Genomic DNA, 19,209 nt, shown 5'->3' with positions numbered 1-19,209 from the left:
GCTAACGAAAAGGAAACCTTTAATGAGCTTAAACAATGTGCCAGCAGGCAAATCTCTTCCAGACGATATCTACGTTATCATCGAAATTCCAGCTAACGCAGACCCAATCAAATACGAAGTAGACAAAGATTCTGGCGCTGTATTCGTAGACCGTTTCATGTCTGCTCCTATGTTCTACCCATGTAACTACGGTTACGTGAACCACACTCTATCTCTAGACGGTGACCCAGTAGACGTATTAGTACCAACGCCATTCCCACTAATGCCTGGTTCAGTAATTCGCTGTCGTCCAGTTGGCGTACTAAAAATGAGCGATGAGTCTGGTGAAGATGCGAAAGTTATCGCTGTACCACACGAGAAACTTTCTAAAGAATACAACCACATTCAAGATGTGAACGACCTTCCAGAGCTTCTAAAAGCACAAATCACTCACTTCTTCGAGCGTTACAAAGACCTTGAAGCTGGCAAATGGGTAAAAGTTGAAGGTTGGGAAGACGCAGCTGCAGCTCGCGAAGAGATCAAAACTTCATACGAGCGCGCACAACAAAAATAAGCGTACCGAACGAATGGAAAAGCCAGCATTTCGCTGGCTTTTTTTTGAGCTAAAACATGGCTGAGGTAAACATCTCCAAAGGTGAAGAAGCTTACACTCGTTGACACCAGTCTCCAGAATCAATCAGAGCTTCTTGTGACGTTACTTCTTGGTAAATGTATATCCATGCAGTGCCAAAAGGAGTTTCAATGGTATCTCGGCGATATTCCACTGGAACGTCTTCCAAAATATCCAACTTAGCCAACGTCTCTTCATCCACCAAATACACTTCTCCAGAAATGGTATGGTGCCCCTCGATTAAGCCCGGATAAGGACCTAAGTCATAAAGAGCATACTCTGGCTTGGTAACGTATTGCCCCAGCAATTGACTACTTTCCAAAAAGCTATGATTGCTTTCTCCTTGGCGTAAAGTGCCATAAACAAAAACTAAATGTTGCACTTACTTCTCCTTTAGATATACACCCGAGTCATCGCAAGACTCATGGGCATAACAGCCTCAATTCAATTCAAATTGATACAGCAGATCAACCGCACTATCTAAGCCAGATACCGCTTCCACATACAAATCTGTCATTAAACGATAGCGGACTGTAAATTCCCCTACCGAGTTAAAAATACCTACGCCGTATTTTACTTGCAGCCCCGGCCGAATGTAACCACTCACCGTCACCTGAGATTCATCACCGGATCCAGCGGTGTCCAGCTTCAAGTCTTGTACACCAAAAGCACTACCGATTTCACTCACTACTTTACCGCTTTTCGCAAGGCTCAAACCTATCAATGTGGTGGTCATGGCATCACCACTTGTTTCACTGTCGATATCTTGCCCGCGTAGCAAGTATGACAGAGCATTTGCTTGAGGCATGCTCGGTTCTGAGAATATCGAAACAAGAGGCTCGTTCGCAGGGCCGGTAACCTGTACACCTGCTATCACATTATCCTGAGTATTCTCTGGATTTCGAATCGCTTTGATCGACAGATAAGGCTGATCGACAGGGCCATTCATTAAAATCTTCCCTTCTTGAATAACCAGATCCTGACCAAAGGAGCGATATTTACCGTTCAGGATATTGATCTCACCGTTTACCAGTGGCCCCTTATCCTTTTGAACAACGTTGACACGGCCAACCAAATCGCCTTCCAGACCAAACGCCTCTAGCTTGAAGTCGTCGCCAATAGTAATCGACACATCTGTTTCAATATCAAACGGCAGCGTATTCTGATCACTCACTGGCGTTAAGTCCTCGTTCAGTAATACCTGATCTTTTGACACACTCACCGCACTTGGTGGTAGTTCTTCGACAACAATGCGTCCCCAAGGCAACGCGATATTCCCAGTAACTTTAGCCAACTTTGGCTGCATGTTCAGTGTCAGATCTGGTACAACTTTAACTTTGACTATCGGTGGTAAATCCACCAGCAATGATTTGGCAAATACGTGGCTATTCACTCTCCAATCATCGATGTTTTGCCAGTCTGCATCCCCTGTGATCTCAAGTTCACCATCTTGTGTCAGCACATTGGCATTTAAACTTGCCTGATAACCTTTGAAAGTCAAAGTGACGAGACCTGATTCAACTTCTACCGGAGAGATATCCCCTTTCACCTGAATACCATTGACGCTGACCACACCATCCACCTGCGGATGAAGCATGTCGCCTTTAAATTTGAGGTCAGATTCAATATTCGATTTCAGAGAGCTGTATTCACCCACCAAAGGTGCAAGAAAATCTAAGTTAAACGTGGATAGCTTAAGATCCCCTTCCATGCGTTTGTTTTCTTTGGTGACGTCCGCAATGATAACTTTCCCAGACAAGTCGCCATTATCCGTCATATCGACATTCCAATAAGCTTGCAGACGATTACGAATCAGAGAGGCTTGCAGGGAAACTTTATCCCACCCCACCGTTAACGGCTGATCTAGATTTTGTCTTACAGAGCCCTTAGGTAAATTCAATTCTAGCTTAGCCTGAGGAGGCTGGTTTGCTTGCCATTTTGCCCAAACTTTCGCATTCGCCTCGCCATCAATCTCGGTATCTGGCGGCATGAATGCTTTCACTTGAGAGAAATTAAACTGATTTACAGAAAGCTGAACTTCACCGCTTTCACCAACGGTAGATGGCTTGTCGAGACATACTGACGCGCCAGACTGAATCCAGCAGTGAGCAGCAAGAGTGGCGTTTTGTTTATCAACATCCACATTAATGCTCATCGGTTTATCCAATGCCCAGACACCTTGCTCAGTTTCCAGCGTCATACGGTTTAACTGACCATCCCACAACAATGAGGGCTTATCTTTAAGACCGCCTTGAATGTTTAAACTGGTCGATACAATGTCAGACTGCACGTCCAGAGTGAGTTCATGCTCTTTCTGCTCACCGCTAAAACGCATCACAACGGAATTGATCAATTGATCTTGATAAGACGCTTCAGTCACCTTTAGGCGTAAGTCAGCTTGCGGCTTAGGCAATGGCGTCACATTGCCCGTTAAAGTAACGTGCTTCACCTTGGCGTCTTTCTGCCAAGCGATAGAGTCTGCATCCAAAGAGAGTTTGATTTGCGGCTCGCTCATTGCGCCACGCAGCAATACATCACCAATCACTTTGCCTTTAAGATCCGGCACGCTTTTAGACAAATCCGGTAAATTAAGTGACAAAGACATTCGCCACTCTTTATCTAGCTTACCCTTAGCCGTGACCTTATTTGGACCATGAGCAAGATTGATTCCCTGCGTAGTAACCTCATATCGCCCTTTACCTGAAATATCAGAAGCATCAATCTGACCATTTAAATGCAACGGATAATCACGCACTAAACCATTGACGGAGAGTTGCGGAACTTTCACTATCCAACCGCCTTGGCTAGTCAATTCGCCTGAGGTTTCGATTTCACCACTGACAATGCCTTCCGCTTCTGGCCATTGCAGACCAGGCTGAATTAGATTCATGTCCAGCTTTGCTTGCCAGTTAATCGGCTCGTTCCAATTGGCTTTTATCTCTCCGAGAATACGTCCGCCGAGTGTATCAATCTGGATATCACTTAAGGCGATTTCACTTAGATTCCCCTCACCTTTGGTGTCAATCGCAACATCTGGCAGATCTTTCCCTTTCAGTTGCCCGACTAAGCCAAGCTGATAGTGCTTTAGCGAACCTTTACCATAGAAATGGGAAGCATCAATAAAGTAATCCCCTTTGCCAACCAGCGGCCATTGTCCGTGCAGATCTTTTATGTCGATATCAAACGGAAATTGAGGATCAAGCGGCTGCAATTTGGCTTTAATGCTAGCTTTTGCCAGATCGGTCAGTTCAGCTTGTACACTTAAATCCGCCACACTGCCTGATGCATTCAAACTGAGCGCTTGCCCCTTGGCTTCAGCTAACTTGACTTTCGAGGTCAAATCTAACGACAGAGGATAGTTATCTTTGAGTTTTACTTTGGTTTTTAGCAGAGCATCCACTTCTGGGGTATCAAGTTCCAGCGTATCAACCGACACATCGTATTGATAAGCCTTAGCTGTGAGGCCGAGATGATTTACCACCACAGGTGTTTCTTGGTGAAGCGTGAAGTCATTGATATCTAGCCGTGCTAAATTAATTCTCAGCGGAATCAATACATCCGGTAACACTATCGCCTGAGGTTCACTTTGGGCTATAGGCTCTGCTTTTTGTTGGGGTTCAGCTTTTTCAGCCTGAGACTCGTCTTGGCTTTGCTCCAACGTGACTTCAATCTTATTCCATAAGGTTTTCCCTATAGTGAGGTTGTTGCCTTGAAACGAAGCTTGAGTAGAGAAATGCTGCCAAACCACACGATTGCCTAAGATATCGAGATCAATGTCATTTAGCGTTAGACGATTGAGACGGATAGGCACTGGTGTCGTAATGCTGGTCAGTGGCTCTGAACTTGGTTCATCTGTTGTGGTTGTCGTTTCTGGAAGAGACGGCAAAGAGAACTTCAGCCCCGAAAGACTAATGTCATTAATACAAACTGAAGGTTCTAAAAAGCAGTTGCCATTGATCGCCAGAGTTGCACTTTGCAACTGCATATCAACATTCAAAGAAGGATCAACAAAGCTCACTTCATTTAAAGTGAATCTTGGGAACAAAGAGCCTTGGGTTGATTTCACTTCGAGCTGTGGAACAAATTGATTCACACCCCACAAGGCAAAATTAAGCCCTGTATTGGTAAACAAAAGCCCAGCAACAGACAACACTAAGACGACCAGCAGTGCTATCACCCCCAGAGAAATCCATTTGCTCCATTTCAAAGCCAGCTTAATCATAGCTCTGGCCCTAATGAGAAGTGAATTCGGAAACGCTCACCGGGGTCAGACTCCAGTCCCCATGCAAAATCAAGACGAAGTGGCCCCACTGGAGATACCCAGCGAACACCAAAACCCGTACCCGTTTTCCATCTGGGCGTGTAATCAAACGCATCACCGCCATCGACGAATACCGCTCCCCACCAGTTTCCCGCGAGACGATATTGATATTCCACCGAGCCAGTTGCCATATATTTCGCACCAGCCAATGCACCACTGGAGTCCCGAGGTGAAATCGACTCATATTCATAACCACGTAAGTTGTTGTCACCACCCGCGAAGAAACGTAAAGAAGGCGGCAGTTTATCGAAGTCCTCGACAAAGTTAGCCCCCCCACCCATTCGGAACACGCCACGATGATTTTCACCAGCGGTACGAATCCAAGACGTTCCCGCTAAAACACGTACCACATTCGTTTCTGACACAAACGAGTCTGAGCCATATTCAATAGTAACGGTTTGCTTGTCACCCCAAGTAATCAGTGAACCACTATTTCGGGCTCTGGTACGACTAAAGGTAAAACCGGGCAACACGAATTGGCCAACATCATCAAGCACACCTTGTTCATAGCTTTCGATAAGATAACGAACAAACATGGTTCGGTGCCAACCGCTGTCCACTAACCAATGCCTTTCTACAGATAGATTGGACTCCAGACTTTGCGTATCGCGGTTATCGACTTTCTTCAAGCCATACTGAACTCGGTAATACTCATGCAGAACATCTTCCAACGGAATTTTATAGCCGGCAGTAATGTACTGCTCAGGCTCTGAAATAGAAAAGCTGCTGTCAAAGCTGTGTCCGCGCGAGTTGATCCAAGGTTTCTTCCATTTAAACGTGCCTCGGGGCCCAACGTCTGTGGAATAGCCAAGACCCGTTTCAAATTTATTGCGCGCCTGTGGTGCCACAGAGACTTTCATCGGCAGCTCACGACCACCGTCCAAGTTGTTTAAGTCCGGCTCGACAAATACTGAAGAAAACCATTCGGTACTCGACAGGTTCTGGTTATGTTCGCCGACTTTAGACACCAAATATGGGTCGCCTTCTTTATATGGCTGCAACGAAGCAACACGATTCTCATCAATTTGACTTCCTTCTACGCTCGTCGCGCCAAATTGATATCGAATGCCACTGTCGTAATGAAGTCGCACAAAGGCTTGATTGAGTTCAGGTGCAACTTCAAGGCGGCTAGTTATATACGTACCGTTAAAATAGCCTTTTTGCAGAGCAAGATTACGTAACGACGATTTTAAGCTGTCGTATTGACCGTGATTGAGCGGCTCGCCCTGTTTAAGACCACTTTGACCAATCACTCGGATAAAATCGGGGTCATTTTCAGCTTCACCTGTGATCACTATGTCAACCAGCTCTAGTCGCGTCACTTCACCAGCATCGACATGAACAGCCAGAACATCTCCGGACTCTTTCACTTCAAAATCAATTTGCGGATGGTAATAGCCAAGGGCATTGAGCGCTTCAACGATATTTTTTTGCAAACGCGATTGAAAGCGTAACTGAGTGGAATAATCAGATTCGGGAATCGAAGAGAGGTAAGCATCGACGTTATCTTTCAGCTCTTTTTCTAAACCATCAATCTCCAAGCTAACCTTGGCGAAAGAAGCAGCAGAAAAGAGTAAAGCGGCGAATAGCACTGGTAATGATTTTCGTCTCATGCTTAATTATGGCGTCGTTATACTAGGCTTATTGTTGAGAGTTAGTGAAATCATAACGCCAATGCTCATAATAGTCTGTACGAAATCAGTCAATTATCAGGTCTATAGCTATTAATTAAAAAAATAATCATCGCAAGCCTGTATTTTCAAACCCAGCTTTTAAAACAAAGGAAGTTCCATGTTAGATAAACAAACTATGGTTACGGCAGACTCCGCACTGCCTGGACGTGATACTCCAATGGCTATCGAAGACACTCACTTTGTCAATCAATCAAGCCTGAGCGCAGCGCCAAAAAACGGTGAAGAGCAAATCTTAATTGGTATGGGCTGCTTTTGGGGCGCTGAACGCCTGTTTTGGGGACTGGAAGGTGTCGTTTCGACTTCCGTGGGCTATTCAGGTGGTTTCACTCCAAACCCAACCTATGAAGAAGTCTGCACAGGACACACAGGTCACACTGAAGTCGTTCGTGTAATTTACAACCCTAGTGTCCTTCCACTAAAACAGTTGCTTAACCATTTCTGGGAGCGTCATGACCCAACTCAAGGTATGCGCCAAGGCGGAGACTTAGGCACTCAATACCGTTCAGCACTCTATGTGTACGATGAAGAGCAAAAGTCTATCGTTGAACAGAGCAAAGCAGAATATCAGGCACTTCTTTCACAACAGGAGAAGGCGCAGATCACCACTGAGATTCTTCCAGCAGGTCCTTACTACTTTGCTGAAACTTACCACCAGCAATACCTAGCTAAAAACCCTCAAGGCTACTGTGGTTTGGGTGGTACTGGTGTTTGTTTCCCGCCAAGTTTGAGTGAGTAATCACTCTATTCAGAGCAAAAAATTGCAGGCACCGTCCTGCAATTTTTACTTCTCCTTAAAATACACTCAAAATTCTGTGCTATACATTCTGTGCTTATTATAAAGGAATCAAACACATGAAAATGAAAGCACTACTGCCGTTTATCCTAGCTTGCTCTCCAGCGATCGCGTTCGCACACAACATTCAACTGAATAGTTCTGTGCCAAACGTGAAGGTTGAAACATACGGCGAAATACTGGTTGAAGGTAAAGACACAACTTTCCAAGCTTGGAATAGCGAACAAATGAAAGGCAAAGTTCGAATCATCCAAGCCATCGCAGGTCGCAGCGCGGCGAAAGCAATGAACGCTGATCTTATGGCGGCAATTACTGCTGCTCATTTTCCAGAGCAGGAGTATCAAACAACGACCATCATCAATCAGGATGATGCTATCTGGGGAACAGGCTCTTTTGTTAAGTCGTCAGCACAAGACAGCAAACTTGAATTTCCTTGGTCGTCGATTGTTTTGGACGAATCTGGCAACGTAGCGAAGGGTTGGGATCTTCAACCTGAGTCTTCCGCTATCATTGTTCAGGACAAGCAAGGTAACGTGCTGTTCGTTAAAGAGGGCGCGTTAAATGAACAAGAGATCCAACAAGTTTTAGAGCTTGTAAAAGCCTCTCTCTAGTTCTCTTTCAACTTGAAAATCTCCCTACAGTTAGGTGAGAAGATCGTCTTCTCACCTAAATCATCTCTTGCCTGATTTTTTTACTGTTATATTATAACAATTCTTTATTTTAACTCTGTGATGTCAATGTTTTCGAACCTGCACTCTTTACGCGCTAAAGCTAAGATAGTCGCTATTCCTGCTATCTTGTTGATGGTGTGGCTAAATATTGCATTTATTGAACATCAGCTCGACGCCTCTCCAGTTCATCACAGCGAGCATCATTGCCAACTTTTTTATAGTGCCAACCAAGCGTTAGCGCAGCATATTCCTGAGTTACCGATTTGGGTTTCGCATAACTACCTTGATCCTGTAACTCAAATCGCCAACATCTCGACTTTGTACTTGGCTTATCTCGCACGCTCACCGCCAACTCCAGTGTAATCACTTACGTTCAAATCAATTGATAACCAGTATTACTATTTTTATTTGGAGTTTCCGATGTTTACTAAACCACTATTAGCCCTCAGCATTACTGCTGCTTTCGCCACTTCTGCATTTGCTCAGGATGAATTTCGCCAACATGAAGCACATGTTCATGGCCATGTTGAATTTAACATTGCACAGGATGGTCACGAGCTACTGATGGAAATTACTGCTCCGGGTGCCGATGTTGTGGGCTTTGAGCATGCCCCTGAGAACGATGAGCAGCAAGCAGTTCTCTCTAAAGCATTAGAAACATTAAATCAGGCCGATTCTGTTTTCACTTTATCAGCCGCGGCAAAATGTCATATCGAAAGTGCCAGCGTTAAGCACAATTTGGGTGGTGAACACGAAGAGCATGAAGGTCACGATCACGAAGACCACGACCACGATGATCATAAATCACATGATGACCATGAGCATAAAGACCATGATGACCACGCAAACCATGATCATGACTCGCACGAAGGTCATGAGCATGAAGAAGGCAGCTCACACGGTTCATTCACCGTTCAATACAGCTTCCACTGTGATGACATTGTTAAACTGAGCCAGATCGAAACTCAGTGGTTTAAGCAGTTCCCTGCAACTCAGGAAATTGATGTGAACTTACTGACAGACAAAGCACAGACCGCTTTGGAACTAAAACCGAGTAACACCATCATTTCTTTGTAAAGAATCCTTTATAAAATTCGACCTATGGGTAAGCACTCACTTACCCATTTTTATAGGGAGCAGTGATGTCCAGTTTTCAAATCGATTCAAACCAAGCAGTAATTGAACTGAATAAAGTGATCTTTCAGTGGCCGAATAGCGATAGCGCAACACTCGACATTGAACACTTAAGCGTAAAAGCAAATGAGCACGTATTTATCAAAGGCCCTAGTGGCTGCGGCAAGTCCACTCTGCTCAGCCTGTTAACAGGAATCAATGTCGCGACTCAAGGTGAAGTGCAGCTACTTGATAGCAACCTTACCCAGCTCTCTTCGAGTCAAAGAGACCGCTTTCGCGCCGATAATATTGGTTATATTTTTCAACAATTTAATTTACTGCCTTATCTCTCTGTAGTGGAAAACATTGTTCTTCCCTGCCAGTTTTCCAGCCAACGTAAAAGCAATGTCACCGGCAGCCTCGCTCAAAGAGCCCATGAGTTATTAGACAAACTTCATTTACCTAAATCGGTACGAGAAAAGCCGGTCATTGACCTCAGTATTGGTCAGCAGCAGCGCGTTGCAGCGGCAAGAGCATTAATTGGTGAGCCTAAAATTGTTATTGCTGACGAGCCAACGTCTGCACTCGATTACGATAATCGCAGCGCTTTCATTGAACTGCTGATGGAAGAAGCTAACCGTGTTGGTTCAACGCTGGTGTTTGTCAGCCATGATCCAACATTGGAGAGTCTGTTTGAGCGAGTTATACACCTGCCAACACTCAACCTAGCAGGAGACCAACAATGAAAGTGATCGCCAGTTTAGCGTGGAAAAGTTTACTTAATCGTAAAACCACCGCTCTGCTAACCATTATGACTGTGGCTATTTCCGTTATTCTGCTCATGGGTGTTGAACGTATTCGTACTCAGGCAAAAAGCCGTTTCGCCAATACCGTATCAGGAACCGATCTTATCGTCGGTGGTCGTTCTGGTCAGGTGAACTTACTACTCTACTCAGTATTCCGCATTGGCAACGCCACCAACAATATTGACTGGAAAAGCTACCAAGAATTTAGTCAGTATAAATCCGTCAAGTGGGCGATTCCTATTTCACTGGGTGACTCGCACAAAGGTTTCCGAGTAATGGGAACTAACCAGAGTTATTTTGAACACTTCCGTTATGGAAGTAAGCAACCACTCACTTTTACTCAAGGTAAAGAATTTAAAGGCTTATTTGAGACGGTTTTGGGTTCTGATGTTGCCAAGAAACTGGGGTATCACATCGGTAGTGAAATTATTATTGCTCACGGTATCAGTGATGTCGGTTTCAGCCGTCACGACAACTTGCCTTTTAAAGTGGTAGGGATTCTTGCGCCAACCGGCACTCCGGTAGACAAAACTGTGCACGTTTCTCTGCAAGCCATTGAAGCGATCCATGTTGGTTGGGAATCTGGCGCACACCTAGGTCATTCACCAGACCAAGCTCAACTGGAGCATCACCAATTTGAACCTAAACAGATCACTGCCATGATGATCGGTTTAAAATCCAAAATTCAGACCTTTGCTTTGCAAAGACAAATCAATGAGTACCGTAAAGAGCCGCTTAGCGCGATTATGCCGGGTGTCGCGTTACACGAGTTATGGGGCATGATGTCCGTAGCTGAGCAAGCGTTGATGGCGGTATCGATTTTCGTTGTTGTCGCAGGCTTACTTGGTATGCTCAGCAGCCTGTTAACCAGCTTGCAAGAACGCAGACGTGAAATGTCGATACTGAGGGCTATGGGCGCAAGGCCAAAACATGTATTCTCCCTGCTAGTCAGTGAAGCAAGCGTCTTAACTTTACTCGGAATTACTGTTGGTCTTGTCGGTTTATATGGCTTGCTGGGTATCGCCGCGCCATTGATTGAAAGCCAATACGGTATTCAGATCGAACTCAATGGAATTACCCGCTACGAATGGCAGCTTCTGGCTTATGTGCAGAGCGCTGGCATCTTAATTGGGTTTATTCCAGCAATCAGAGCTTACAGACAGTCGCTCAGCGATGGTATGACGATCAGGCTCTAGTCTAGGAACAAATATGAAACAACTGCTTTTAAGTTTTATGCTGGTACTGCTACCAGCTTTTACAGCAACAGCTCAAAGCGCTGAGGATGTTCTAACTTTAGATTGGATTGACTTGGTTCCAGAGAGTGAGCGCAACCAGTTCAATCAGCAAGGCATGCCTGCGGCGAATCATGATGGTGAGGCTCCGGCACAGCAGTCCCAGCTAGGGGCGGTTCGCCCGGAGTTAAATGGCAGCACGGTAAAAATTCCGGGCTTTGTGATCCCTTTAGAAGGAGATGAGAATACAGTGACCGAGTTTTTGTTGGTCCCGTATTTTGGAGCCTGTATTCATGTGCCACCGCCGCCGCCAAATCAAATTATTTACGTGAAATTCCCACAAGGAGCGCCAATCCAACAACTTTGGGATGTGGTATACGTGATAGGAACGCTCAAGACAGAGTCTATGAGCGTTGAACTGGCGGACACAGGTTATGTCATTGAAGGCACAGAAATAGCCGAATACGATGACATGTAAATTTTGTTAAAAAATTGAGCACCTGTTTAGTGACTAAACTCTAGGAAATGTAGGTAGACAAATATCCCAATACCGATATGTATACCGCAAAGAGTAAAGCTGTCGACAGGTGCTTTTTAAATCTATTATCTTTCCAATACTTCATAAGCACCTCACAAACGCGATAACAATTTTAACAACTTATTATCATTTGTGGTAGCGCAAATTTATGCACATTATTCAATAGTTTCACTAGCCGACTCTACTTTTACAGAGTACATTTTATTCCATGTCTGAAAGTAGCATCCTCAGGGACCCCATGGCCGAACAGAAACAACCTGTTGTTATTGAACACGAAGCAGCAACGGAAAACAGCCAAGACAACAAATCTAACTATGTAAAAGACAGCGCAAGCCGTATATACGCGATCGCTCAACAACATGGTATTGATGCTCTGCTACACAAAGTTCCTCCGCAAAAAACACCTTTAGAACGCGCATTAAAGCGTGAACAAGAGATCAAAGCTCAGAAGCAGAAGAATCTGGAACAAATTGTAAAGCTGGCGCATGTTTCTTGTAGAAACGAAACCGCTGGCGATCCCGATCAGGATTGGCTCTACCGTTTTTTCGAAATGGCACAAGACATCCACAACTCCTCGATGCAACGTCTTTGGGCTCAAGTGCTAAAACGCGAAACCACCAATCCGGGGTTCACCTCAATGAAGGCGTTAAAAATACTCAAAGATATGACGCCGAAAGAGGCGCAAATTCTTCAGCGAGCAGCGGCACTTGCATGCAGTTTTGGTACGGATTCGAGCTTGAAGCTTCTGTTTGGGATGAAGGTACCCAGTGGTATGTTCAGCCTCAGTAAAAGAGACTCAGTGACAACGATTAATATCGGTAACCACCAGCTTCCCTACTCCAGTTTACTGGTGTTAATCGAGCTGGGACTTGTGCACGCCACAGAGTTGGAATCTGGTGAGATTGAACTGGACCCGCCACTATTGCTCACTTATCAAGGTACGAGCTTATCCTTGCAAGCGTCAACTAAAGGCGTGAGATTGCTCTACTACCGTTTTAGTCCAACGGGTAATGAGCTGTGTCGATTGCTCGGCCACAAACCGAACTCTCAGTATTACGATCAAGTGGTCGCGATGTTGAATCAGAAATTTACAGTACATACCGACGTGAAAAGTTCCATTCACCACACCGTATAAAAGAAAAGGTCAGGCTCTAGGCCTGACTTTTTACTTAATGCGATTTCTATTGAAAGATGATTTTGCGTTTTGCCATCTCAGCAATGCATAAATCGACCAGCGTATCGATATTCTCGTCACCTGCGGGTAAGTCAATTTCTGGATCTAAAGGCGCTTCATAAGCAGAATCAATGCCTGTGAAGTTGGCAATTTCTCCTGCTCGGGCTTTTTTGTACAAGCCTTTCGGGTCACGCTGTTCACACACTTCCAGAGAGGTGTTCACATACACTTCCATAAATTCACTTTCAGGCAATAAATCACGTACCATTTGACGCTCTGCCCGATGAGGTGAAATAAACGCCGTCAACACGATAAGTCCTGCATCCGCCATCAGCTTTGCCAGTTCACCGATGCGACGAATGTTCTCACGGCGGTCTTGCTCAGAAAAGCCAAGATCAGAGCACAAACCGTGACGGACATTGTCGCCATCCAGTAAGTAGGTGTGATAGCCCAACTGAGCGAGACGCGTCTCAAGTGCGCCCGCAATCGTCGATTTACCCGCGCCAGAAAGTCCGGTAAACCAAAGTACAGCGGGCTTTTGCTGCTTTAACTCCGCACGCAGTTTTTTATCTACCGAGTGCTGATGCCAAACGATATTCTCATCTTTAGCACTTGATGAAGAATCCATAACCTTTTCCTTATTCTTCTGACTGTTATGACTTTAGCAGCTGAGTTAAATCTTTCGCATCCCAATGTGGGAAATGTTTGCGAATCAATGCATTGAGTTCTACTTCAAATGCAGAGAACTGACCTTGTTGTTGCGCTACATTCTGTAAACTGTCACGAACTAATCCAGCACCAACGGTAACGTTAGTCAGACGGTCAATCACGATGAAGCCACCGGTATCCGCACAATCCAGATATTTGTCTAAAGCAATCGGAGCATTAAATGTCCATTCACACAGGCCAATACCATTCAGTGGTAATTCTTCAGTCTGGAAAGTAGACAGGTTATTGATATCGTACTGATGACGAATAGAGGTAATCTGACCGACGCTCTTCTTACCTGCGATCTTAATGTCGTACTCACGGCCAACTTTGAGTGGCTGCTCAGTCATCCACACCACATCAGCAAGCAGATGGTTGGTTGATTCAACCTGTGCGTTTTCAAACACGATCAAATCACCACGGCTGATATCAATTTCATCAGCCAGAGTCAGCGTGACCGCTAAACCTGCCTGTGCAGTCTCTAAATCACCATCAAAGGTTACAATGCGCTTAACGGTAGAAGTTTTTCCTGATGGCAACGCTTTGATTTTGTCACCAACACTGACTGAGCCAGACGAAATAGTCCCTGCAAAACCACGGAAATCGAGATTTGGGCGGTTAACGTACTGTACAGGGAAACGAAATTCACCGCTGCCTTTTTCATGGTCGATATCTACCGTTTCCAATAGCTCAAGCAGTGCAGGACCTTTATGCCAGCCGAGGTTTTCACCTTTCTCAACAACGTTATCTCCCTCTAGAGCAGAGATAGGAATGATTTGAATATCTGTCTCGCCTTGCAGATGTTTAGAAAACTCCAGATATTCTGCGCGAATCTCTTCAAAGCGTTGCTGTGAGTAATCCACGAGATCCATCTTGTTTACTGCAACGATGAAATGTTTCAAGCCCAGCAGGTTAGAGATAAACGAGTGGCGACGAGTCTGATCCAAAACGCCTTTACGCGCATCAATCAAGATAACCGCCAAATCACAGGTTGAAGCACCTGTAGCCATATTGCGGGTGTATTGCTCATGTCCCGGAGTATCTGCAATGATGAACTTACGTTTCTGCGTTGAGAAATAACGGTAAGCCACATCAATGGTAATGCCTTGCTCACGCTCTGCTTGCAGACCATCCACCAGCAATGCGAGATCAGGACGGGAACCAGTTGTGCCAACGCGCTGGCTGTCAGAGTGAACCGCCGCAAGTTGATCTTCATAAATCTGTTTTGAGTCGTGTAGCAGACGACCAATTAAAGTACTTTTGCCATCATCTACTGAACCACAGGTTAGGAATCTAAGTAGCGATTTGTGTTGGTGTTGACTCAGGTAACCTTCGATACCGAGCTCTAAAAGCTCTGCTTGAACTGCACTATTCATTCTATTTCCTTAGATCCTTAGAAATAACCTTGGCGTTTTTTCAATTCCATTGATCCAGACTGATCATGGTCGATCGCACGTCCCTGACGTTCACTAGACGTTGCGACTAACATCTCTTCGATGATCTCAGTCAACGTGTTGGCTTCTGATTCGATAGCCCCCGTTAATGGGTAACAACCTAAAGTACGGAATCGAACACTCTTATGTTGGACTTCTTCATGAGGTTGGATTTCCATACGCTCGTCATCCACCATGATCAACATGCCATCTCTTTCCACGACAGGGCGAACCGCAGCGAGATACAGCGGAACGATTTCAATATTTTCCAGATAGATATATTGCCAGATATCCAGCTCAGTCCAGTTTGAAAGCGGGAACACACGGATGCTCTCACCTTTGTTGATCTGGCCGTTATAGGTTTTCCACAGCTCTGGGCGCTGATTTTTAGGGTCCCAGGTATGGTTCTTATCGCGGAACGAATACACGCGCTCTTTTGCACGAGACTTCTCTTCATCACGGCGGGCACCACCAAATGCAGCATCAAAGCCGTACTTGTTTAAGGCTTGTTTTAAGCCCTGAGTTTTCATGATGTCAGTGTGCTTTGAAGAACCGTGTACGAACGGGCTGATGCCCATTTCAATACCTTCTGGGTTCTTATGTACCAAAAGCTCAAAACCATACTTTTTCGCTGTCGCGTCACGGAACGCGATCATGTCGCGGAATTTCCAGTCAGTATCAACATGGAGAAGAGGGAATGGGATTTTGCCCGGATAAAACGCTTTACGTGCCAAATGAAGCATCACGGATGAGTCTTTACCGATGGAATACATCATCACTGGGTTTGCAAACTCCGCAGCAACTTCACGAATAATGTGAATGCTTTCGGCCTCAAGCTGTTTTAAATGGGTTAAGCGTTGTTGATCCATTTTGCGTGCTTCCTTTTAGCTGCCTTATGGCTTGGCGGGCTTTTGGTTTATAAAATTAATAAGCCCAACCAATAAATGTATTTATGCGTATTGATACTGTTCTTGACGTGTTGAGCTGTCGTTGAACCATTGAAGTTTGTCTGCCAAGGCCACAACTTCACCAATCACAATCAGTGACGGAGACTCGGCATGAGCTGCAAGCTGGGGTAATTCACTAAGCTGACCACGGAACACCTTCTGGGATGACTGAGTACCACGTTCAATAATCGCAATCGGTGTTGATGCACTTCGTCCATGCTCGATAAGCTGCTGAGCGATGGTGCTCGATTTCATCAAACCCATATAAATCACTAAAGTCTGATTACCACGCGCCAGCGTAGACCAGTCCATATCCGCCGCTTCAGCTTTGAGGTGACCAGTGACAAACAGAGCAGACTGAGCAAAATCACGATGAGTGAGAGGTATACCAGCATAAGCGGTCGCCCCTGCGGCAGCGGTAATTCCCGGAATGACCTGAAACTTAATACCCGCATCAAACAACACTTCCAGCTCTTCACCACCGCGACCAAACATAAATGGATCGCCACCTTTAATGCGAACCACTCGATGACCTTGCTTAGCAAAATCCACTAATAGTTGATTGGTTTTTTCCTGAGGAACGCTGTGGTGACCTGCTCGCTTACCGACACAAACCAAAATAGTGTCCGTTGGAACCAGAGCCATGATGTCGTCAGAGACGAGGTAGTCGTACAAAACCACATCCGCCTGTTGCAGCAAGTTAAGCGCTTTAATCGTCAGCAGTTCTGGGTCTCCCGGTCCTGCTCCGACTAATGCAACTTCACCCGCCTGAAGCTGGCTGCGAGAAAGACTCGTCCATTTGCTTTCTGGTGCAGCGCCATCAACAGCGACTAAGCGTGTTTTTTTCTGCTTTGGCAGCGTTGAAACGTTTTCTGAGCCAGCCATGATTGTCATCCTTTACCAATTGATGAAAGCATTATGGTGTCTTCTTCTTATTACCTGAAATTCTAAAATTTCATTTTTTATTCGAAAAGCTGATAAGTAGTTGGCATGGGGAGGCAGCAAAGGGAAAAAGAGCTTCTATATTAAGAAACTAGGAGTGTGACATCTTGGGGCGAAATAGTGACAACTGGCACCAAATCGGACCATTTGAACGCCTAACATCACACTTTTATAGAATATGAAATCATTGTTTCATAATAACTTGATACATTTATCGAGTTATCACTTTCCCTATCAATTGGAGTACACAATGACAGTTGCAGTCAAACCTCTATCGATTGCCATTTTAGGTGGTTTGTTGACCATGGCCGGTCCCTCTATGGCGGATACGATCAAACTACGTATTATCGAGACAACTGATATTCACACTAACGTGATGGATTATGACTATTACAAAGACAAGCCATCAGAACAAATTGGTTTGACTCGTGCAGCAACGTTAGTAAAACAAGCACGCGAAGAAGCAACCAACAGTATTCTGGTTGATAACGGTGACTTGATCCAAGGTAGCCCAATGGGTGACTACATGGCAGCGAAAGGTATTAAAGCTGGCGAAGTTCACCCTGTCTACAAAGCAATGAACCAACTCTCTTACGATGTAGGTAACATTGGTAACCACGAATTTAACTATGGTTTGGATTTCCTCCAAGAAACCATCAATGATGCGAAGTTCCCTTACGTCAACGCCAACGTTTACAACGCATCAACTGGTGAGCACCTATTCCAGCCTTACATCATTAAAACTCACACCTTCAAAGATACTGACGGCAAAGCGCACGAAGTTAAAGTCGGTTACATCGGTTTCGTTCCACCTCAAATCATGGTGTGGGATAAGAAGAACCTTGATGGCCGTGTGATTGCCCGCGACATAAAGAAGACCGCTGAAAAGCTGATCCCAGAAATGAAAGCGAAAGGCGCTGACGTCATTGTGGCGATTCCACACTCTGGTATCTCAACCGAAGAGTATCAATCAGGTGCGGAAAACTCGGTTTACTACTTAACAAAAGTAGCAGGCATTGACGCTATCGCATTCGGTCACTCGCACGCGGTATTCCCAAGTAAAGAATTTGCAAAAGTTGCTGGTGCAGACATTGAGAAAGGCACTATCAATGGTGTAACAGCTGTGATGCCGGGACGTTGGGGTAGCCACGTTGGTGTAATGGATCTGACTCTTGAGCAAAAAGATGGCAAATGGGCAGTCACCAATGGTCAATCTGAAGCTCGTCCAATCTTTGACAAAGCGAACAAGAAAGCTCTGGTTGAAGCGGATGCGAGTATCGTAAAAGCACTTGAAGCAGACCATAAAGGCACTCGTGAGTTCGTTAACCAACCGATTGGTAAATCGAATGACGTGATGTACAGCTTCCTAGCGTTAGTACAAGATGACCCAACAGTTCAAATCGTAAGCTTGGCACAAAAAGATTACGTAGAACGCTTTATTCAAGGCGATCCAAACCTAGACGGTTTGCCGGTGCTTTCAGCAGCTGCGCCGTTCAAAGCGGGCGGTCGTAAGAATGACCCATCAAACTTTACTGAAGTAGAATCGGGTGAACTTACTTTCCGTAACGCAGCGGACTTATACCTATACCCTAATACGCTAGTCACTTTGAAAGTGTCAGGTAAAGAAGTTAAAGAGTGGCTGGAATGTTCAGCAGGTCAGTTTAAACAAATTGATGTGAACTCAAGTGAGCCGCAATCGCTTATCGATTGGGATGGCTTCCGCACTTATAACTTCGACGTTATCGATGGCGTAAACTACCAAATCGATATCACTAAACCAGCGAAGTACGACGGCGACTGTAAAGTTATCAATCCTGATTCTCAGCGTATTGTTAACCTGACTTACAAAGGTAAGCCAATTGATACTGCGCAGACGTTCCTGATTGCGACTAACAACTACCGTGCTTACAGCAACAAGTTCCCGGGCACAGGTTCAGATTTCATCGCGTTTGATTCACCAGATGAAAACCGTACTGTAGTCGCAGATTACATTGCTCGCGTAAGTAAAGAGCAAGGTGAAGTGACACCAAGTGCAGACAATAACTGGTCATTTGCGCCAATTAAGTCTAAGACCAAACTGGATATTCGTTTCGAAACTTCACCAAGTGAAAAAGCAGCGAAGTTCATCAAAGATAAAGGTCAGTACCCAATGGAACTGATAGGAACGGATGATGTAGGTTTCGGTATTTACCGTATAGACCTACAAAAATAAATCCAGATTCCGTAA

17 protein-coding genes are annotated in these 19,209 nt (G+C 45.1%); 10 read left to right on the top strand and 7 right to left on the bottom strand.

Annotated elements, in window-relative coordinates:
- Positions 1-22 precede the first annotated feature (22 nt).
- Complete coding sequence (ppa, locus tag L3V23_RS14695; protein WP_042485295.1) at positions 23-553, top strand: inorganic diphosphatase; 531 nt, start codon at positions 23-25, stop codon at positions 551-553.
- A gap of 91 nt (positions 554-644) precedes the next feature.
- On the opposite strand, the gene L3V23_RS14690 is transcribed toward ppa, so the two are convergent.
- The 3 genes from L3V23_RS14690 to L3V23_RS14680 are packed head-to-tail and all read right to left on the bottom strand — an operon-like array spanning position 645 to position 6,544.
- Positions 645-992 carry a gamma-glutamylcyclotransferase gene (locus L3V23_RS14690; RefSeq protein WP_042485292.1) on the bottom strand — a complete coding sequence of 116 codons (348 nt, stop codon included), beginning with the start codon at positions 990-992 and terminating at the stop codon, positions 645-647.
- Between the two features lie 57 nt (positions 993-1,049).
- Positions 1,050-4,832: a translocation/assembly module TamB domain-containing protein gene (locus L3V23_RS14685; RefSeq protein ID WP_102966285.1), complete on the bottom strand. Its 3,783-nt coding sequence runs from the start codon at positions 4,830-4,832 to the stop codon at positions 1,050-1,052.
- Complete coding sequence (locus L3V23_RS14680) at positions 4,829-6,544, bottom strand: autotransporter assembly complex family protein (protein WP_102966286.1); 1,716 nt, start codon at positions 6,542-6,544, stop codon at positions 4,829-4,831. The genes L3V23_RS14685 and L3V23_RS14680 overlap by 4 nt, the downstream gene beginning before the upstream one ends.
- A 178-nt stretch (positions 6,545-6,722) precedes the next feature.
- On the opposite strand from L3V23_RS14680, the gene msrA reads away from it, so the two are divergent.
- The 8 genes from msrA to L3V23_RS14640 all read left to right on the top strand — a co-directional run bounded on the left by msrA (position 6,723) and on the right by L3V23_RS14640 (position 12,913).
- Entirely contained in the window at positions 6,723-7,361 is a 639-nt protein-coding gene (msrA, locus tag L3V23_RS14675; protein ID WP_102966287.1) for a peptide-methionine (S)-S-oxide reductase MsrA, read from the top strand.
- A 116-nt stretch (positions 7,362-7,477) separates the two neighbouring features.
- A complete protein-coding gene (locus L3V23_RS14670) occupies positions 7,478-8,029 on the top strand; it encodes a YtfJ family protein (RefSeq protein ID WP_042485280.1) in 552 nt (183 codons plus the stop codon).
- 126 nt (positions 8,030-8,155) lie between these two features.
- On the top strand, positions 8,156-8,452 hold the full coding sequence (locus tag L3V23_RS14665) for a DUF2607 family protein (RefSeq protein WP_102966288.1): 297 nt from the start codon (positions 8,156-8,158) through the stop codon (positions 8,450-8,452).
- A 57-nt stretch (positions 8,453-8,509) separates the two neighbouring features.
- Positions 8,510-9,166 (top strand): DUF2796 domain-containing protein, encoded by a 657-nt coding sequence (locus L3V23_RS14660; RefSeq protein WP_102966289.1) that lies wholly within the window; start codon positions 8,510-8,512, stop codon positions 9,164-9,166.
- 65 nt (positions 9,167-9,231) lie between these two features.
- A complete protein-coding gene (locus L3V23_RS14655; protein WP_102966290.1) occupies positions 9,232-9,948 on the top strand; it encodes an ABC transporter ATP-binding protein in 717 nt (238 codons plus the stop codon).
- On the top strand, positions 9,945-11,204 hold the full coding sequence (locus L3V23_RS14650) for an ABC transporter permease (protein ID WP_102966291.1): 1,260 nt from the start codon (positions 9,945-9,947) through the stop codon (positions 11,202-11,204). The genes L3V23_RS14655 and L3V23_RS14650 overlap by 4 nt, the downstream gene beginning before the upstream one ends.
- A gap of 13 nt (positions 11,205-11,217) precedes the next feature.
- Positions 11,218-11,718, top strand: coding sequence for a DUF3299 domain-containing protein (locus L3V23_RS14645; protein ID WP_102954002.1), 501 nt, complete (start codon positions 11,218-11,220; stop codon positions 11,716-11,718).
- Positions 11,719-12,016: 298 nt separating this feature from the next.
- The gene (locus tag L3V23_RS14640; protein WP_102966292.1) at positions 12,017-12,913 is read left to right on the top strand and encodes a TIGR03899 family protein; all 897 of its coding nucleotides are present in this window, start codon (positions 12,017-12,019) and stop codon (positions 12,911-12,913) included.
- Positions 12,914-12,959: 46 nt separating this feature from the next.
- Here L3V23_RS14640 and cysC read toward each other — a convergent pair whose 3' ends face one another.
- The 4 genes from cysC to cobA all read right to left on the bottom strand — a co-directional run bounded on the left by cysC (position 12,960) and on the right by cobA (position 16,925).
- Positions 12,960-13,580, bottom strand: a complete 621-nt coding sequence (gene cysC / locus L3V23_RS14635; RefSeq protein WP_102966293.1) for an adenylyl-sulfate kinase — start codon at positions 13,578-13,580, stop codon at positions 12,960-12,962.
- A 25-nt stretch (positions 13,581-13,605) separates the two neighbouring features.
- Positions 13,606-15,036 carry a sulfate adenylyltransferase subunit CysN gene (gene cysN / locus L3V23_RS14630; protein WP_237292439.1) on the bottom strand — a complete coding sequence of 477 codons (1,431 nt, stop codon included), beginning with the start codon at positions 15,034-15,036 and terminating at the stop codon, positions 13,606-13,608.
- Positions 15,037-15,053: 17 nt separating this feature from the next.
- Positions 15,054-15,962, bottom strand: coding sequence for a sulfate adenylyltransferase subunit CysD (gene cysD, locus L3V23_RS14625; protein ID WP_042485256.1), 909 nt, complete (start codon positions 15,960-15,962; stop codon positions 15,054-15,056).
- An 81-nt stretch (positions 15,963-16,043) separates the two neighbouring features.
- Positions 16,044-16,925, bottom strand: coding sequence for a uroporphyrinogen-III C-methyltransferase (cobA, locus tag L3V23_RS14620; RefSeq protein WP_237292437.1), 882 nt, complete (start codon positions 16,923-16,925; stop codon positions 16,044-16,046).
- A 361-nt stretch (positions 16,926-17,286) separates the two neighbouring features.
- Here cobA and cpdB point away from each other — a divergent pair, with 361 nt between their 5' ends.
- Positions 17,287-19,194, top strand: coding sequence for a 2',3'-cyclic-nucleotide 2'-phosphodiesterase (gene cpdB, locus L3V23_RS14615; RefSeq protein WP_237292448.1), 1,908 nt, complete (start codon positions 17,287-17,289; stop codon positions 19,192-19,194).
- Positions 19,195-19,209 lie beyond the last annotated feature (15 nt).

Origin of the sequence: Vibrio sp. A1-b2 (assembly GCF_021726015.1) — a bacterium.
Lineage (GTDB): Bacteria > Pseudomonadota > Gammaproteobacteria > Enterobacterales > Vibrionaceae > Vibrio > Vibrio diazotrophicus.
Note: the sequence above shows the minus strand (reverse complement) of the source record. Positions and strands in the feature narration are given on the sequence as shown.

Coding starts and splice junctions, on each gene's coding strand:
- ppa (WP_042485295.1), top strand. CDS start 23: ATGAGCTTAAACAATGTGCCAGCAGGCAAATCTCTTCCAGACGATATC.
- L3V23_RS14685 (WP_102966285.1), bottom strand. CDS start 4,832: ATGATTAAGCTGGCTTTGAAATGGAGCAAATGGATTTCTCTGGGGGTG.
- L3V23_RS14680 (WP_102966286.1), bottom strand. CDS start 6,544: ATGAGACGAAAATCATTACCAGTGCTATTCGCCGCTTTACTCTTTTCT.
- msrA (WP_102966287.1), top strand. CDS start 6,723: ATGTTAGATAAACAAACTATGGTTACGGCAGACTCCGCACTGCCTGGA.
- L3V23_RS14670 (WP_042485280.1), top strand. CDS start 7,478: ATGAAAATGAAAGCACTACTGCCGTTTATCCTAGCTTGCTCTCCAGCG.
- L3V23_RS14665 (WP_102966288.1), top strand. CDS start 8,156: ATGTTTTCGAACCTGCACTCTTTACGCGCTAAAGCTAAGATAGTCGCT.
- L3V23_RS14660 (WP_102966289.1), top strand. CDS start 8,510: ATGTTTACTAAACCACTATTAGCCCTCAGCATTACTGCTGCTTTCGCC.
- L3V23_RS14655 (WP_102966290.1), top strand. CDS start 9,232: ATGTCCAGTTTTCAAATCGATTCAAACCAAGCAGTAATTGAACTGAAT.
- L3V23_RS14650 (WP_102966291.1), top strand. CDS start 9,945: ATGAAAGTGATCGCCAGTTTAGCGTGGAAAAGTTTACTTAATCGTAAA.
- L3V23_RS14645 (WP_102954002.1), top strand. CDS start 11,218: ATGAAACAACTGCTTTTAAGTTTTATGCTGGTACTGCTACCAGCTTTT.
- L3V23_RS14640 (WP_102966292.1), top strand. CDS start 12,017: ATGGCCGAACAGAAACAACCTGTTGTTATTGAACACGAAGCAGCAACG.
- cysC (WP_102966293.1), bottom strand. CDS start 13,580: ATGGATTCTTCATCAAGTGCTAAAGATGAGAATATCGTTTGGCATCAG.
- cysN (WP_237292439.1), bottom strand. CDS start 15,036: ATGAATAGTGCAGTTCAAGCAGAGCTTTTAGAGCTCGGTATCGAAGGT.
- cysD (WP_042485256.1), bottom strand. CDS start 15,962: ATGGATCAACAACGCTTAACCCATTTAAAACAGCTTGAGGCCGAAAGC.
- cobA (WP_237292437.1), bottom strand. CDS start 16,925: ATGGCTGGCTCAGAAAACGTTTCAACGCTGCCAAAGCAGAAAAAAACA.
- cpdB (WP_237292448.1), top strand. CDS start 17,287: ATGGCCGGTCCCTCTATGGCGGATACGATCAAACTACGTATTATCGAG.